Genomic DNA, 15,095 nt, shown 5'->3' on the forward strand with positions numbered 1-15,095 from the left:
TACGTCAATCCCGAGCGAAGATTTCCGAATGCGGGATCGTCAGCTTCACCGACGGAAGTGCCACGTCGTGCGGCTGCGCAAACATATCGTCGCGCCACGTCGTGGGCCCGAGTCGCTGGACGACGCGGGTCAGTTCGTTCTCGGGGTCAGCGAAAACGATCGTGTCCACCGAGGCGAGTTCGCGATATTCGGCGAGCTTGCTGCCTTGATCGATCTTCGCGGTCGAGCCGGAGAGAACTTCGAAGATGATCGTCGGATCGTCGAATACGCGCTGTTCCTCGCGCTGACGGGTCGCGGGGTTACCGCAGAAGACGCTGACGTCGGGGTAGCGCAGGTCGGTGTCGTTGACGCGGATGCCCATGTCGGAGTTGTACGCGCGACAGCCGGTGCCGCGGAGCTTCGCACCGATATAGGCCAAGGTGTTGCTTGCTACACGCGACTTGGCGGGTCCGCCCCTAGTCTTGAGATAGATGGCGCCATCGACCAGCACGAACTTGCGATCCGTGCCGAAGTCGATTGCGAGAAACTCGTCGACCGTGATCTTCTTGTAGAGGGGATCGTGCCGCAAGGGCGGGTTTTACCACTATGGCGCGGACAACAAAGGGCCGGGGATTGCTCCCCGGCCCTTTGCCTTGGTCGTCGTGTTCGGAACGGAGGACCGGCGAAGCCGGCCCTTTTCGTCGGACGAGACTGGTGGCTTGCGCCGCCCAGCCCGCCCGCCGTTCTGATTGCGTGTCGGGACCAGCTCTCGCTGGCCCCGTCCGAAATCAGAAGTCCATGCCGCCCATGCCGCCCATGCCGCCGCCGCCCATGGGCATGGCAGGCTTGTCTTCGGCGAGCTCGCTCACGGCCGCTTCGGTCGTGATGAGCAGGCCGGCAACCGATGCTGCGTTCTGCAGCGCGGTGCGGACGACCTTGGTCGGATCGATCACGCCGGCTTCCACCAGGTTCTCGTAGGTGTCGGTCGCGGCGTTGAAGCCGATCGACGTGTCGTTGCCGTCGAGCAGCTTGCCCGAAACCACCGCACCGTCATGACCCGCGTTCTGCGCGATCTGGCGAACCAGAGCGGTCAGCGACTTGCGGACGATGTCGATACCGCGCGTCTGGTCCTCGTTCGCGCCGGTCAGGCCGTCGAGAGCCTTGGTCGCGTACAGCAAAGCCGTACCACCACCGGGGACGATGCCCTCTTCAACGGCTGCGCGGGTTGCGTGCAGCGCGTCGTCGACGCGATCCTTGCGCTCCTTGACTTCGACTTCCGAAGAGCCGCCGACCTTGATCACGGCAACGCCGCCGGCAAGCTTGGCGAGACGCTCCTGGAGCTTCTCCTTGTCGTAGTCGCTGGTCGTGTTCTCGATCTGCTGGCGGATCGCTTCGGTGCGACCCTTGATCGTGTCGTGATCGCCGGCACCGTCGACGATGACGGTGTTGTCCTTGTCGATCGTGACGCGCTTGGCGGTGCCGAGCATGCCGAGCGTGACGGTCTCGAGCTTGATGCCGAGGTCTTCCGAGATCATCTCGCCCTTGGTCAGGATCGCGATGTCCTCGAGCATCGCCTTACGACGATCGCCGAAGCCCGGTGCCTTGACCGCTGCGACCTTAAGGCCGCCGCGCAGCTTGTTGACGACGAGCGTGGCCAGAGCCTCACCCTCGATGTCTTCGGCGATGATCAGGAGCGGACGACCCGACTGAACGACGGCTTCCAGGATCGGGAGCATCGCCTGCAGGTTCGACAGCTTCTTCTCGTGGATCAGGATGTAGGGATCCTGAAGCTCGACCGACATCTTCTCGGGGTTGGTGATGAAGTAGGGCGACAGATAGCCGCGGTCGAACTGCATGCCCTCGACGACGTCGAGCTCGAATTCGAGACCCTTCGCTTCCTCGACGGTGATCACGCCTTCCTTGCCGACCTTCTCCATGGCTTCGGCGATCTTCTCGCCGACTTCACGGTCGCCATTGGCCGAGATGATGCCGACCTGCGCCACTTCCTTCGAACCCGAAACCGGCTTCGAACGCGCCTTGACGTCCTCGACAACCTTGATGACGGCGAGATCGATGCCGCGCTTCAGGTCCATCGGGTTCATGCCCGCTGCGACCGACTTCATGCCCTCGCGGACGATCGCCTGCGCCAGAACCGTTGCGGTGGTGGTGCCGTCGCCGGCGATGTCATTGGTCTTCGAGGCCACTTCGCGCAGCATCTGCGCACCCATGTTCTCGAACTTGTCCTTGAGCTCGATCTCCTTGGCGACGGTGACGCCGTCCTTGGTGATGCGCGGTGCGCCGAAGCTCTTGTCGATGACGACGTTGCGGCCCTTGGGGCCCAAGGTCACCTTGACCGCGTCGGCGAGAATGTCGACGCCGCGGAGGATGCGCTCACGCGCGTCACGACCGAATTTTACGTCCTTGGAAGCCATGTCAGCTGCCCTTTCGATTGAGTGAAGTATAGGAAGTGCAGACGCTGGCGCGGATGTCGCGGCCAGCCTTTCTCGGCCCGTTCACGTCAGCACGACGCCGACGATCCCGAGCCCGTCGGGTCAACCGACGATGCCGAGAATGTCCGATTCCTTCATGATCAGCAGGTCTTCACCGTCGACCTTGACCTCAGTGCCCGACCATTTGCCGAACAGGATCTTGTCGCCGGTCTTGACGTCGAGTGGGGTGATCGTGCCGTTCTCGGCGCGGGTGCCGGTGCCGATGGCGACGACTTCGCCTTCCTGCGGCTTTTCCTTGGCGGTGTCGGGGATGATGATGCCGCCAGCCGTCTTCTCTTCGGCTTCGAGGCGCTTCACCAGCACGCGATCATGCAACGGACGAAAGTTCATGGGGTCCATGTCCTTTTGGATTGTGACAGATTTCTGGCACTCGAGGTTATCGAGTGCCAACGGACCGCATATGTGCCTCGGGGTGCGGCATGTCAAAGGTTCCGCGGGCGAATTTTTTTCGGGCGGGCGTGGGTTTCGGGCACCTGCGCTCGTTTACCCGAAGCACCACCCCGGCGGAGGCCGGGGCCCAGTTGGCAAGGTCGTTGTAACAGACGCTCCGCTCCGTCAGCGACGTTCTCCAACTGGGCCCCGGCCTTCGCCGGGGAGGTGGGATTGCGATGCTCGCTTACAAATCCTTCCGTCACCCCGGACTTGTTCCGGGGTCCACCGTGCCCCGCATCAGCGGCCGGCGAGTTTGAGGAACCGTGGATGCCGGAACAAGCCAGGCATGACAAAGATAGTTGGTCTGTGTTGGCCTCGTAACACAGGGCATTTACCTCGGTCCGCGCATGCTCTAGCTCTCGTCCCATGACCGATACCGCAGCGCCGTCCTACGCCCCCTCCTATGTCGACCCTGCCCGTCCGCCGCGGCGGAAATGGCGGCTCGTGCGGGGCGTGTGGAAGTTCCTCGTGGCGATCAAGGACGCGCTCGTCCTGATCGCGATGTTGCTCTTCTTCGGGCTGATCTTCGCGGCGCTCAATGCGCGGCAGGGCACCACGGCGATCAAGGACGGCGCGCTGGTGCTCGACCTCAACGGCTCGATCGTCGAGCAACCCGAAGAACAGGCCGCGTTCGCCGCGTTGTCGGGGCAGAGCCGGACGCGCCAGTTCCGCCTGCGCGACGTGGTCCGCTCGATCGACACGGCAAGAACCGATGCACGCGTGAAAGTGGTGGTGCTCGATCTCGACAGCTTCGGTGGCGCGTATCCGGCGGCACTGGGCGAAGTCGGCGATGCGCTGGCGCGGGTGCGGGCGAGCGGCAAGCCGGTGCTCGCCTATGCGACCGCGTACACCGATGGCGGTTACCGGCTGGCCGCGAATGCGAGCGAGGTCTGGGTCAACCCGCTGGGTGGCACGATCTTCATGGGCCCAGGTGGAAACCAGCTCTATTACAAGGGCCTGATCGACAAGCTCGGCGTCAACGCGCACGTCTACCGCGTCGGCCGCTACAAGTCTTTCGTCGAGCCGTACACGCGGGCGGACCAGAGCGAGGACGCGCGCGCCGCCAGCACCGCGCTATACGGCACGCTGTTCTCGCAGTGGCGTGAAGCCGTCGCCAAGGCCCGCCCGAAGGCGCAGATAGCGCAGTTCCTGACGGCGCCCGACAAGATCATCATCGCGGCGAATGGCAACATCGCCGAAGCGAACCTGCGCGCGGGGATCGTCGACAAGCTCGGCGATCGGACCGCATTCGGGCGGCGCGTCGCGGAGATCGCCGGGTCCGACGACAAGAAACCTGCGGGCAATTACAACACGATCAAATACGACGCGTGGGTGAAGGCAAACCCGCTCCCGACCGCAGGCGACGCGATCGGCGTGCTGACGATCGCTGGCGAGATCGTCGACGGCGAGAGCGGCCCCGGCAAGGCGGCAGGCAAGACGATCGAAAAGGCGGTGCTCGACGGGCTCGCCAAGAAGACGCTCAAGGCGCTCGTCGTCCGCGTCGACTCGCCGGGCGGATCGGTGCTGGCGTCCGAGCAGATCCGGCTCGCGATCCTCGAGGCCAAGCGCCAGAAGCTGCCCGTGGTCGTGTCGATGGGTGGCCTGGCCGCCAGCGGCGGCTATTGGGTGTCGACGCCGGCGGACGTGATCTTCGCCGAGCCCGGCACGATCACCGGCTCGATCGGCATCTTCGGCGTGATCCCGACCTTCGAGAACGCGCTCGCCAAGATCGGCGTGACCAGCGACGGCGTGAAGACCACGCCGCTGTCGGGCCAGCCCGATATCGTCGGAGGCACCTCGCCGATGTTCGACGCGATCGCGCAGGCCGGCATCGAGAACGGCTATCGCGAGTTCGTGTCGCGCGTGGCGACGTCGCGGAAGCTGTCGCCGGCACGGGTGAACGAGATCGGCCAGGGGCGCGTCTGGGATGGCGGCACCGCGCGACAGATCGGGCTGGTCGACCGGTTCGGCACGTTGCAGGACGCGATCGACGAGGCCGCCAAGCGCGCCAAGCTCGATCCGGCCAAGGTGCATGCCGAATATCTGGAGAAGAAGCCCGGCTTCCTCGCGACGATCGCGCAGGATTTCGGTGGTGCGGACGACGAGGACGCGGGTGGTGGCGACGCATTCGCGCATGTCGCGGCCGACCGCCGTCAGATGCTCGCGCAGGCTGTCGGTGACATGAAGCGGTTGGCGACGTCGGGCTCGATCCAGGCGCGCTGCCTGGAGTGCGGCGGGATGGGGCCGACGACGGCCGGGCTCGGCGATGCGAAACTGCTCGACCTGTTGCTCACACGGATCGGATTCTGATGCCTGCCGGCATCGTCATTCGCGCTGCAGTGCCTGAAGACGCTGCGTCGATCGCCGCGATCTATGCCCCGCATGTGCTGGTCGGAACGGTATCGTTCGAAACGGTCGCGCCGGATGCGCGGCAGATGCGATCGCGGATGGCGGCGTCGAATGGGCTGTATCCGTGGATGGTCGCGACGATTGGGGATGAAGGCGGCGTGTTGGCATTTGCCTACGCGGCGCAGTTTCGCGAGCGCGAGGCGTACCGGTTCGTGTGCGAGACCACCGTCTATGTGGCGGACGCGGCGCAGCGCCAGGGTGCGGGACGGCTGTTGTACGAGGCGCTGATCGACACGTTGCGGGCGCAGGGCTTCACGCAGGCGATCGGGGTGATCGCGCTGCCGAACGATTCCTCGATCAAGCTGCATGAGGCGGTCGGGTTCCGGCGGGCCGGGGTGTACCGCGAGGTCGGGTACAAGAACGGCCAGTGGATCGATGTCGGCTATTGGCAGTGCGAACTGAACGAGGGCACCGTGCCGCCGGTCGAGCCCAAGCGGTTTGCGGATGTTGGTGTGGTGCGGGGTTAGAGTTCCTTTTGGAGCGACCTATCTGCTCGGTGAAATCGTCCCTTGCGAATATACCACCCCGGCGGAGGCCGGGGCCCAATTGGTGAGGCTGTAGTAACGAAGTACCGTCCATCGTTGGCGACGTCCCCCAATTGGGCCCCGGCCTTCGCCGGGGTGGTTGCCGTGTCGGAGGGTGCTTTCTTCAACGGGTACCGGTCAGACGCGTAAGATTAGATCGAATAAGATCGGACCGTCGGCTCAAATCCAACCGCCGGCCCGCTCTTCCTTGTTCTCCCGCGAAGGCGGGAGCCTAGACTGGGTCCGCTCCTTCGCGGGGACACAAGTGGTAACGCGACAAGCCGGGTGGGTTAGCGCCGCCCGCCATACGCTGGCAGCGCCAGATGGAAGCGGATCGCCGCCGCCCGCAGCGTGAACCCCGCACTCGCCGCGATCACCGCCGCCCACGCCAGCGGTACGCCCAGCAACACCAGCCCCACATAGCTCGCCGCCGCGAGTGCCGCCGCGGTCACATACAGCTCCGGCCGCATCAGGATCGAAGGCTCCCCCGCAAGTACGTCGCGGATGATGCCGCCAACGCACGCGGTCATCACCCCCATCAGCGCCGCGGGTACCGGCGGCACGCCGTAACCGAGCGCCTTGGCCGCGCCGTACACCGCATACGCCGCGAGCCCGACCGCGTCGAACCAGCCCAGTGCCTCATCCTTCCACCAGCGCTCCGGCGTCACCCAGATCAACAGCGCGACGCCGAGGCACACGCTGGCGGCGCGCGCGTCGTGAACCCAGAATACCGGCGCGCCGATCAGCAGATCGCGCACCGTACCGCCGCCGACGCCGGTGATCAGGCCGAAGAACACGAGCGTCACGAACGTCTGGCCGCGCTTGGCCGCCGCCAGCGCGCCCGAGGCGGCGAACACCGCAAGCCCGGCAAGGTCGAACCACGGCGCGGCGACGGGCAGGATTTCGACGGGAAGCGGGACGGGCAACATCAGTGCGGCGTAACCGGCCGGCGATCCAGCGTAAAGCGGGGCCAGCGTAAAGCGAGACCGTGGAATGGCCTCTCCTCCAAGACGTCGCGGCGTCGCGCAGGTGAACGACAGCATGAACGGGGTGTTGTTTTCCGTTCATGCAACCCGCCGTATACAACGCTCGTTACACCATCAGATCATATCACTTGGGAGTTCAATCATGCGTAAGTTTATCCTGGCACTCGGCTGCAGCGCGATGGTCCTGCCGACCGTTCTGATCCCGGTTTCGGCCGCAGACGCGCGCGATCGTCGCGAATGGCGTGGTCGTGACGGCCGCACCTATTGCAAGAAGAACAACGGCACGACCGGTACGATCATCGGCGGCGTCGGCGGTGCACTGCTCGGCCGCACGGTCGACACCCGCGGCGACCGTACGGTCGGCACGCTGGGCGGCGCCGTGCTCGGCGGCCTCGCCGGTCGCGCAATCGACAAGGGTTCGAGCAACAACAATCGTCGTTGCCGCTAAAAATACGCTTCGTGCGTTGTGGAAGGGCGTCGTGGGAAACCGCGGCGCCTTTTTTCATGTCCCGAAAGGATCAAAACGATGACCACACGCAGCGGTTCGGCCAAGTATGACGGTCTCGGCAAGAGCGGCAAGGGCCATGTCTCGACGCAGTCGGGCGTGCTGTCCGACAGCCCCTATGGCTTCAACACGCGGTTCGAGAACGAGCCCGGCACCAATCCCGAGGAACTGATCGCGGCGGCGCATGCATCGTGCTTCACGATGGCGCTGAGCTTCGCGCTCGCTGGCAAGGGCTATGAGGCGGGCACGCTGGAGACGTCGGCGAAGGTAACGCTCGACAAGGATGGCGACGGGTTCAAGATCACCAAGTCGGCGCTGACGCTGAACGCCAAGATCGATGGCATCTCGAAGGACGAGTTCGAGGCCATCGCCGCGGACGCCAAGGCGAACTGCCCGGTGTCGAAGGTGCTCAATGCCGAAATCACGCTGGAGCATAATCTGGCCGCCTAAAAGCGCCTGATCTCAAGGACCTGTCGGCCGGCTGAATGCGACGTAGTTTGCGGTTCACGCAACCCCCGTATTGGCCGGCCGTTCTGCATGCACAGCATTTGGGAGAGAGATCATGCGTATTGCCATCCTGTCGGCAGCCCTGGCCGCCACCGCGTTCGGTGCAATGCCCGCAGGCGCGCAATCCACCGTGCGCGGCGCCAACCGCGAATATAACGACCAGGTCCGCGACGCGCAGCGCGACTATCGCCGCGACGTCCGCAATGCGGATTCGCGGGGCGACGTGCGCGATGCCCGCCGCGAATATCGTGACGAGGTGCGTGACGCGCGCCAGGACCGCCGCGGCGATATTCGCGATATCCGCCGCGACAATGGGCGCAACAACAATTGGCAGCAGTATCGCGGCTATGACTATAATCGCTACGAGCGGGGGCAGCGGGGCTATTTCGCCGACCGCTATTACCGCGATGGTCGCTATTACCAGGAGCGTCGCCTGGGCCGGAACGACCGGATCTATCGCGGCGGCAACGGACGCTATTACTGCCGTCGCAACGATGGGACGACCGGGCTGATCGTCGGTGGTCTGGCCGGCGGTGCGCTCGGCAACATCATTGCGGGCGGCGGCTCGCGACTGCTCGGCACGCTGATCGGTGCGGGCGGTGGCGCGGTGCTGGGGTCGTCGATCGACCGCGGCAACGTGCGTTGCCGCTAAGCTCAGGCTAGCGTAACTCGAAAGGGCCCGGTGGAAACGCCGGGCCCTTTTTGTATCAGATGATGCCGCCGCCCAGGCTGAGGCGGAGCGCGAAGATGATGATCAGGACGATGTTGAGGTTGCGCCCGCCGCTGCTCGACGAGAGCGCGCCGACCGCAGCGCCGACGATGCCGATCGGGATGACGAGCCAGTTCATCCAGCCAAGCAGCGGAATGAACGCGACGAGGCCAAGCACCAGGGTGACGAGGCCGATGAGGATCGAGACGATGTTCAGCATGCAGTGAACATGGCGAGTCGCAGCGGTTCGGGCAAGATCAAGGTATTTGGCCGAGCTGACGATCCTCCCCCGCCAGGGGGAGGTGTCGCCGAAGGTGACGGAGGGGGAGGACACGAAACGTCGGTTGCCTCTTACCGCCCCCTCCGTCTGGCAAGCGCCAGCCACCTACCCCTGGCAGGGGAGGATAGGGTTGTGCGGAAAACGCTTTCTTCACCGTCGTTCGCGCATAGGATGCGGGTGATGACTTTCCCCCTGCGCTCCGCCCTTCTCCTCCCGCTCGCGCTGGCGGCCTGCAACCGGTCCTCGACCGACCAGCAGGATCTCAACAGCCTCGATGCCGAACTGACCAATGGCGCAGTGCGCGATCCGGCGCTGACGTCGGCGCTGGGCGGGCAGATCATGGTCGATCCGCGGTTGGCGCAATCGTCGAACACCGATGCAATACGGCCGCCTTCGCGACCGGAGGACGGCGCGGTGCCGCCCGAGGGTCCGCTGAAGGCCGATCCGGTCGACCCGAAGACGTTGCAGCGTGCGCCGGCGCCGTCGAACGATTGCCCGGAGTGCAAGTCTGCGAACGGCGCGCTGACGCTGGGCGCGCTGGCGGAGCGGCAGAAGACGCCGGACGCAGGGGCGTGTGCGCAGAAGATCGGCTATTCGGCAGGGTGGGCGAACCGGTTGCCGGCGGACCTGCCGCTGTATCCGGGCGCGCGGTTGACCGAGGCTGCGGGGGCGGATCGCGACGGATGCCGCTTGCGCGTGGTGAGTTTTGCGAGTGCGGCGCCGATGCAGAAGATGCTGGATTGGTATTTCACGAAGGCGCGGGCTGCGGGGTATTCTGCTGGGCATAGCACGGACGGCAAGCAGCATTTGCTGGGCGGGGTTCGGGGGAACGACGCGTACGTGGTGTATGTGACGGCGCGGGCTGGTGGCGGGAGCGATGTGGATATGGTGTCCAACGCTGGGCGGTGAGGCGTTGCGATAGGTGCACAACCCCGGCGGAGGCCGGGGCCCAATTGGGAAACATTGCTGATTGAGCGCCGCCCTTCGTTACTGCGACCTTTCCAATTGGGCCCCGGCCTTCGCCGGGGTGGTTTGTAACGGAGGCACGGGCTGCTCTCCTTGTTCTCCCGCGAAGGCGGGAGCCCAGACTGAATCCCCGCCTTCGCGGGGAAACACTTTGGGACAGGGCTCGCACGGTGATCTCGAAGTGACCCGGATGAAGCGCACATCCCCACCCCTGCGGCGCACCTTTCCGTTTTGCCCGATTCACGCTAGGGCGCGGGGATGCTTCCCCTTCTCTATGTCATGGTCGGTGGTGCGGTCGGGTCCGGCGCGCGCTATCTGACTGGCCGCGCGATGCTGTCGTTGCTCGGCCCGGACTACCCCTTTGGTACGCTTGCCGTGAATTTGATCGGTGGGTTGCTGATGGGGGTGCTGATTGGCGTGCTCGCCCGCAATACCGCTTCGGAAACATGGCGGCTGTTGCTCGGCGTGGGCGTGTTGGGCGGATTCACGACGTTCTCGAGCTTCTCGCTCGACGTCGTCACGTTGATCGAACGCGGCGCGATCGGCGTCGCGTTCGGGTATGTTTTAATTTCGGTGATCGGCTCGATCGTCGCAGTATTCGCGGGTCTCTCCGCAGTAAGGGCCGTCGCATGACCGCGGGCAAAAACGATAGCGATATGGGTTTCCGCGAGTTCAACGTCGGGTTCGACGATGACGGCATCCGGCTCGATCGGTGGTTCAAGCGGCATCTGCCCGACACGAGCTTCACGACGGTGGCGATGTGGGCGCGCACCGGCCAGCTCCGCGTCGACGGCGCGCGCGCGACTCCGGGCGATCGGATCGCGGCGGGACAGATGCTCCGCGTCCCGCCGCCCGAAGCCGACAAGGCCACCGCCGACGTCGACAAGCCCCGGCGCGTCCGCGAACGCGTGATCCTGTCGGACGAAGAAACCGAACTCGCGCAGTCCATGGTCATCCACAAGGATTTCCAGGCGTTCGTGCTGAACAAGCCGCCGGGCCTCGCGACGCAGGGCGGGACCAAGACGACGCAGCATGTCGACGGGCTGCTCGATGGGTTGCAGTACGACAACGAGGGTCGGCCGAAGCTGGTCCACCGCCTCGACAAGGACACGTCCGGCGCTTTGCTGGTGGCGCGGACGTCGCGGGCCGCTGCGTTCTTTGCGAAGGCGTTTTCGGGGCGGACCGCGCGAAAAGTCTATTGGGCGCTGGTGGTCGACGTGCCGTCGATCGAGGACGGCATGATCGAACTGCCAATCGCGAAGCAACCGGGCACCGGCGGCGAGAAGATGCATGTCGACGAGGCCGAGGGCGCACCGGCCCGCACTCGCTACCGGGTGATCGAGCATGCCGGCAACCGCGCGGCGTGGGTCGAGTTGCAGCCGTTTACGGGGCGCACGCACCAGTTGCGCGTGCACATGGCGGCGATCGGGCATCCGATCGTCGGCGACGGCAAGTACGGCGGCGCGGCGGCGTTCCTGACGGGTGGAATCTCGCGGAAAATGCATCTGCATGCTCGCCGCATCAAGGTGGATCATCCCGATGGCGGGTCGATCGACGTGACCGCCGAGCTGCCGACGCATTTCGCCGAGAGCCTGAAGCAATTGGGTTTCGAGGAGAAGCTGGGCAACGACCTGGTGCTCGACGAGAAGACCGCGCCGACGCGCGAGCAGATGAAATCGCGGGCTAAGGCGCATGCGAAGTCGGTGCGGAAAGACCGTAAGGGTGAGCGGCGTGGACGTGGGGTTGTCGAGGAGAAGGCGACCGGCAAGCCTGCGAAGACGGGTGGGCCTCGGACCGGGGCTGGGTCGAAGTTCGGGGCGCCGCGGAGTGGGCCTCGGGTTGAAGGGGCGAAGCCTGCCGGGCGCGGGCGTCCGGGTGGGGCTGGGAAGCCTGGGCCTCGGAGTGGGCCTGGGACTCGGTAATTGATGCCTGCCGCCTAACGTACCCTCACCCTCCCTACGGCCAAACGGCCGCGGGCCCCTTCCCTCTCCCCAAGGGGAGAGGGGGAGCTAGGGAAGCTGACAGCCTCCTCACCTCGCACACCACCCCGGCGAAGGCCGGGGCCCAATTGGAAAGGTTGAGGTAACGGAGCGATGACTTCCGTTACCGACGTTCCCCAATTGGGCCCCGGCCTTCGCCGGGGTGGCGTTTGAGTTGGTTGAAGGCGCCTTGCCCCAAGCCATTCCCCCGCGAAGGCGGGGGTCCAGGGGCCACGATCGTAACGCTGCTTGATTCCTGGGCCCCCGCCTTCGCGGGGGAACTAAGTGGGGGCAGTTAGTACCCTACTTCAGCCACCCCAGCAGCAACCGCCGCACGCCATCCGTCACCGTCCCGAACACGATGTGCGACGCCGCGCTATACAGATGCGTCGTCGGCGCGGTGTTCCACGGCGCATCGCCAAGCCCCGCCGCCGGCACCGCCGCCTCATCGAGCAACGCCGTCGTCGCCGCGGCGAACGCGGTGCCATAGCCTGCCGTCACCGAAGGCCGGTATTCCGCCGCCACCGCGTAGGCGATCCCCAGCCCTGCTCCGAGCGCGTAGTGCACGACCTGCCCGGCGAGCGGCTTGCGATCGTCGGGGATATCGTGGCCGACCACGACCTGCGACACCTTGTCTGCCGCCTTCTCCGTCGCAGGTTCCGCATCGCTATCCGACGAGGACAGCGCGGCGACGCCGGCCTGGAAGCGGTCCATCACGAACGAGGCGGCGAGCCCTGCGACCAGGCCCGCAGCGGCGGCGGCCCAGATGTTCGGGGTATCGGTCTGTGCGTGCGCCATCGTTGAGTCTCCAGAGCTATCCGACACGAACCGTTCGCAAACGCGCGCGTTCCGGTTTGGCGTTCCCTCCCGCGCACGCGTGATCTACGAGGCGGCGATGCGTTGGAAAACTTCATGACCCGTCTTGCCGTGTTCGATTGCGACGGAACGCTCGTCGACAGCCAGGCGAATATCTGCGTCGCGTGCGAGCGTGCGTTCGAGGGCGCCAAACTGATACCGCCGCCGCGCGCCGACATTCGGCGGATCGTCGGGCTCAGTCTCGTCGAGGCGATGCAGGTTCTGTTGCCGGAGGCGGACGAGGCGCTGCACCGGTCGCTCGCCACTGACTACAAGAACGCGTTCCATGCGATGCGCGCGAGTGGCGAGCTTGCCGACGAGCCGCTGTTCGAGGGGATCGCCGAGGTGCTTGCCACGCTCGCCGACGACGGTTGGGCGCTCGGCGTGGCAACGGGGAAATCCGACCGTGGCCTCGCGCATATCCTTGCCGCGCACGGGATCACCGATCGGTTCGTGACGCTTCAGACCGCCGACCGGCACCCGTCGAAGCCCGATCCGGCGATGCTGCTCGCGGCGATTGCGGAGGCAGGTGCGAGCGTGGAGACGACCGCGATGATCGGCGATACTAGCTTCGACATGGCGATGGCGCGCGCGTCGAGGGTTCGCGCGGTAGGGGTCGCGTGGGGGTATCACGACGTGCACGAGCTTTCAGACGCGGGCGCGGATGTCGTCGCGACAACGGTACCGGACCTGCTGCATATGGTGGCGCCACGATGACCGACGCGGACAAATTGGCGCAGCGGCGCTGGTTCGTGCTGGTCGGCGTGCGGCTGGCGGGCGTGGCGGGGGCGTTGCTCGGGTTGATCCTGATCGCGCGCGCGCATGATCTGGGGCCGAAGATCCTCGGGACGGCAATCGTGCTGTCGGCGATGGCGATGATCGCGATCGTGCCGCGCAGTCTGGCGCATCGCTGGCGGAGTCCTGACGCGTGAAGCGGTTCTGGAAAGACGTTGCGATAGATGCGGACCGGGTGGTGACGCTCGATGGCAAGCCGGTGCGGACGCCCGGGCGGCGGCCGCTGGCGTTGCCGAGCGATAAGCTGGCCGATGCGGTCGCGGAGGAATGGCGCGCGGTCGGTGAGACGATCGATCCGCGGACGATGCCGCTGACGGGCCTGGCGAACGCGGCAACCGATCCGATCGCGAACGATCCTGCGCAGTTTGCCGCGCGGCTGGCAGCGTATGGCGAGAGCGACCTGCTCTGCTACCGCGCCGACGGGCCACCATTGCTGGTCGAGCGGCAGGCGGCGGCGTGGGATCCGCTGCTGGCCTGGGCCCGCGCGCGCTACGACGTGACGTTCGCGGTGACGGCCGGCGTGATGCACGTCGCGCAACCGGCGGCGACGATCGCGCGACTGTACGAAGCGGTGGCGGCGTATGACGACTTTCGGCTGGCGGGGTTGTCGCCGGTGGTGACGCTGACCGGGTCGCTAGTGATCGGGCTGGCGCTGATCGAGGGTGAGATCGACGCGGATTCAGCCTGGGCGGCGGCAGGGATAGACGAGGACTGGTCGGTCGAGATGTGGGGCGAGGACTGGCAAGCGACTCAGTTGCGGGAGTTGAAGCGCAAGGAGTTCGGGGTCGGGGTGGAATTTCTGGGGCTGCTCTAAGAGCGATGCACCTTAACTCGTTTGAGCCCTCCCCCCACGTCCGTCATCCCAGCGAAAGCTGGGGTATCCCGGTTGGCGAGTGCTGCGACCCGGAACGGGGAGATCCCAGCTTTCGCTGGGATGACGGCGTTCAGCGCGTCAGCCTGCGGATGAAACCGATCAGCCCGGTCTGGCGCGAGCGCTTCAGTCTCTCCGCCGCCAGGATCGTCTTCACGCCGCGGATGCAGCTGTCGACATCGTCGTTGACCAGCACATAGTCATAACCGTCCCAGTGGCTGACTTCGTTCGCCGCGCGCGACATGCGGGCTTCGATCACCTCGGTCGAGTCGGTGCCACGGCTGGTGAGCCTGCGATGCAGCTCCTCCATAGATGGCGGGAAGATAAAGACGCGGACGACGTCGCCGCCGGCGATCTGGAACAGCTGTTGCGCGCCCTGCCAGTCGATGTCGAACAGCACGTCCTTGCCGGCTGCCAGCATCTCCTCGACCTGCGCGCGCGGGGTGCCGTAGCGGTGATTGAAAACGTGTGCCCATTCGAGGAACTCGTCGTTCGCGACCATGTCGCGAAAGCCCTCGAGGTCGGTGAAATGATAATCCTTGCCGTCCACTTCACCGGGTCGCACCGGTCGCGTCGTGACCGAGACGGACATCTCGAGTTCGTGCTCGTCCGCGAGCAAGCGACGCGCGATCGTCGACTTGCCGGCGCCGGACGGCGAGGACAGGACGAATAGGACGCCGCGGCGACGGAAGCCATGCGGGTCGGACGGGGGATTGTTGGGCATGCGCGCCCTTGCCGCGGACTACGCATGGGCGTCAACCCATGCGCGGCCCGCACGTGTCATTCCG

Annotated in this window: 18 protein-coding genes; 11 read left to right on the forward strand and 7 right to left on the reverse strand. The window is 65.7% G+C overall.

Annotation, left to right across the window (positions count from 1 at the left end):
• Positions 1-4: 4 nt before the first annotated feature.
• The 3 genes from AC3D24_RS10910 to groES all read right to left on the reverse strand — a co-directional run bounded on the left by AC3D24_RS10910 (position 5) and on the right by groES (position 2,819).
• Positions 5-568, reverse strand: coding sequence for a Uma2 family endonuclease (locus AC3D24_RS10910; RefSeq protein WP_489030553.1), 564 nt, complete (start codon positions 566-568; stop codon positions 5-7).
• A gap of 199 nt (positions 569-767) precedes the next feature.
• A complete protein-coding gene (gene groL, locus AC3D24_RS10915; RefSeq protein ID WP_380782136.1) occupies positions 768-2,411 on the reverse strand; it encodes a chaperonin GroEL in 1,644 nt (547 codons plus the stop codon).
• Positions 2,412-2,531: 120 nt separating this feature from the next.
• Positions 2,532-2,819 (reverse strand): co-chaperone GroES, encoded by a 288-nt coding sequence (groES, locus tag AC3D24_RS10920; protein WP_056052039.1) that lies wholly within the window; start codon positions 2,817-2,819, stop codon positions 2,532-2,534.
• A gap of 468 nt (positions 2,820-3,287) precedes the next feature.
• On the opposite strand from groES, the gene sppA reads away from it, so the two are divergent.
• Positions 3,288-5,231, forward strand: a complete 1,944-nt coding sequence (gene sppA / locus AC3D24_RS10925) for a signal peptide peptidase SppA (protein WP_489030556.1) — start codon at positions 3,288-3,290, stop codon at positions 5,229-5,231.
• Positions 5,231-5,797 (forward strand): GNAT family N-acetyltransferase, encoded by a 567-nt coding sequence (locus tag AC3D24_RS10930; protein WP_489030558.1) that lies wholly within the window; start codon positions 5,231-5,233, stop codon positions 5,795-5,797. Before sppA ends, AC3D24_RS10930 begins: the two co-directional genes overlap by 1 nt.
• A 347-nt stretch (positions 5,798-6,144) precedes the next feature.
• On the opposite strand, the gene AC3D24_RS10935 is transcribed toward AC3D24_RS10930, so the two are convergent.
• The gene (locus AC3D24_RS10935; RefSeq protein ID WP_489030560.1) at positions 6,145-6,783 is read right to left on the reverse strand and encodes a trimeric intracellular cation channel family protein; all 639 of its coding nucleotides are present in this window, start codon (positions 6,781-6,783) and stop codon (positions 6,145-6,147) included.
• A 199-nt stretch (positions 6,784-6,982) separates the two neighbouring features.
• Between AC3D24_RS10935 and AC3D24_RS10940 the strand changes: the two genes are divergently transcribed.
• From AC3D24_RS10940 to AC3D24_RS10950, 3 genes are all read left to right on the forward strand, one after another.
• Complete coding sequence (locus tag AC3D24_RS10940) at positions 6,983-7,288, forward strand: glycine zipper 2TM domain-containing protein (RefSeq protein WP_489030562.1); 306 nt, start codon at positions 6,983-6,985, stop codon at positions 7,286-7,288.
• A gap of 78 nt (positions 7,289-7,366) precedes the next feature.
• Complete coding sequence (locus AC3D24_RS10945) at positions 7,367-7,795, forward strand: OsmC family protein (RefSeq protein WP_489030564.1); 429 nt, start codon at positions 7,367-7,369, stop codon at positions 7,793-7,795.
• A gap of 112 nt (positions 7,796-7,907) precedes the next feature.
• Positions 7,908-8,504, forward strand: coding sequence for a glycine zipper 2TM domain-containing protein (locus AC3D24_RS10950; protein WP_489030566.1), 597 nt, complete (start codon positions 7,908-7,910; stop codon positions 8,502-8,504).
• A 55-nt stretch (positions 8,505-8,559) separates the two neighbouring features.
• On the opposite strand, the gene AC3D24_RS10955 is transcribed toward AC3D24_RS10950, so the two are convergent.
• Positions 8,560-8,781 carry a hypothetical protein gene (locus AC3D24_RS10955; protein ID WP_056052052.1) on the reverse strand — a complete coding sequence of 74 codons (222 nt, stop codon included), beginning with the start codon at positions 8,779-8,781 and terminating at the stop codon, positions 8,560-8,562.
• 240 nt (positions 8,782-9,021) lie between these two features.
• On the opposite strand from AC3D24_RS10955, the gene AC3D24_RS10960 reads away from it, so the two are divergent.
• From AC3D24_RS10960 to AC3D24_RS10970, 3 genes are all read left to right on the forward strand, one after another.
• The gene (locus tag AC3D24_RS10960) at positions 9,022-9,750 is read left to right on the forward strand and encodes a hypothetical protein (RefSeq protein WP_489030569.1); all 729 of its coding nucleotides are present in this window, start codon (positions 9,022-9,024) and stop codon (positions 9,748-9,750) included.
• Positions 9,751-10,065: 315 nt separating this feature from the next.
• Positions 10,066-10,440, forward strand: coding sequence for a fluoride efflux transporter CrcB (crcB, locus tag AC3D24_RS10965; protein ID WP_489030571.1), 375 nt, complete (start codon positions 10,066-10,068; stop codon positions 10,438-10,440).
• Positions 10,437-11,729 (forward strand): RluA family pseudouridine synthase, encoded by a 1,293-nt coding sequence (locus AC3D24_RS10970; protein WP_489030573.1) that lies wholly within the window; start codon positions 10,437-10,439, stop codon positions 11,727-11,729. The genes crcB and AC3D24_RS10970 overlap by 4 nt, the downstream gene beginning before the upstream one ends.
• Before the next feature lie 360 nt (positions 11,730-12,089).
• On the opposite strand, the gene AC3D24_RS10975 is transcribed toward AC3D24_RS10970, so the two are convergent.
• Positions 12,090-12,584 carry a DUF1440 domain-containing protein gene (locus AC3D24_RS10975; protein ID WP_489030575.1) on the reverse strand — a complete coding sequence of 165 codons (495 nt, stop codon included), beginning with the start codon at positions 12,582-12,584 and terminating at the stop codon, positions 12,090-12,092.
• A 114-nt stretch (positions 12,585-12,698) separates the two neighbouring features.
• On the opposite strand from AC3D24_RS10975, the gene AC3D24_RS10980 reads away from it, so the two are divergent.
• The 3 genes from AC3D24_RS10980 to AC3D24_RS10990 are packed head-to-tail and all read left to right on the forward strand — an operon-like array spanning position 12,699 to position 14,250.
• Complete coding sequence (locus AC3D24_RS10980) at positions 12,699-13,358, forward strand: HAD-IA family hydrolase (RefSeq protein WP_489030577.1); 660 nt, start codon at positions 12,699-12,701, stop codon at positions 13,356-13,358.
• Entirely contained in the window at positions 13,355-13,573 is a 219-nt protein-coding gene (locus tag AC3D24_RS10985; RefSeq protein ID WP_056489735.1) for a hypothetical protein, read from the forward strand. Before AC3D24_RS10980 ends, AC3D24_RS10985 begins: the two co-directional genes overlap by 4 nt.
• Positions 13,570-14,250 carry an ATP12 family chaperone protein gene (locus AC3D24_RS10990; protein WP_489030579.1) on the forward strand — a complete coding sequence of 227 codons (681 nt, stop codon included), beginning with the start codon at positions 13,570-13,572 and terminating at the stop codon, positions 14,248-14,250. Before AC3D24_RS10985 ends, AC3D24_RS10990 begins: the two co-directional genes overlap by 4 nt.
• A gap of 130 nt (positions 14,251-14,380) precedes the next feature.
• On the opposite strand, the gene gmk is transcribed toward AC3D24_RS10990, so the two are convergent.
• A complete protein-coding gene (gmk, locus tag AC3D24_RS10995; protein WP_489030581.1) occupies positions 14,381-15,031 on the reverse strand; it encodes a guanylate kinase in 651 nt (216 codons plus the stop codon).
• Between the last annotated feature and the right edge of the window lie 64 nt (positions 15,032-15,095).

Source organism: Sphingomonas sp. SL1004 (assembly GCF_057815015.1).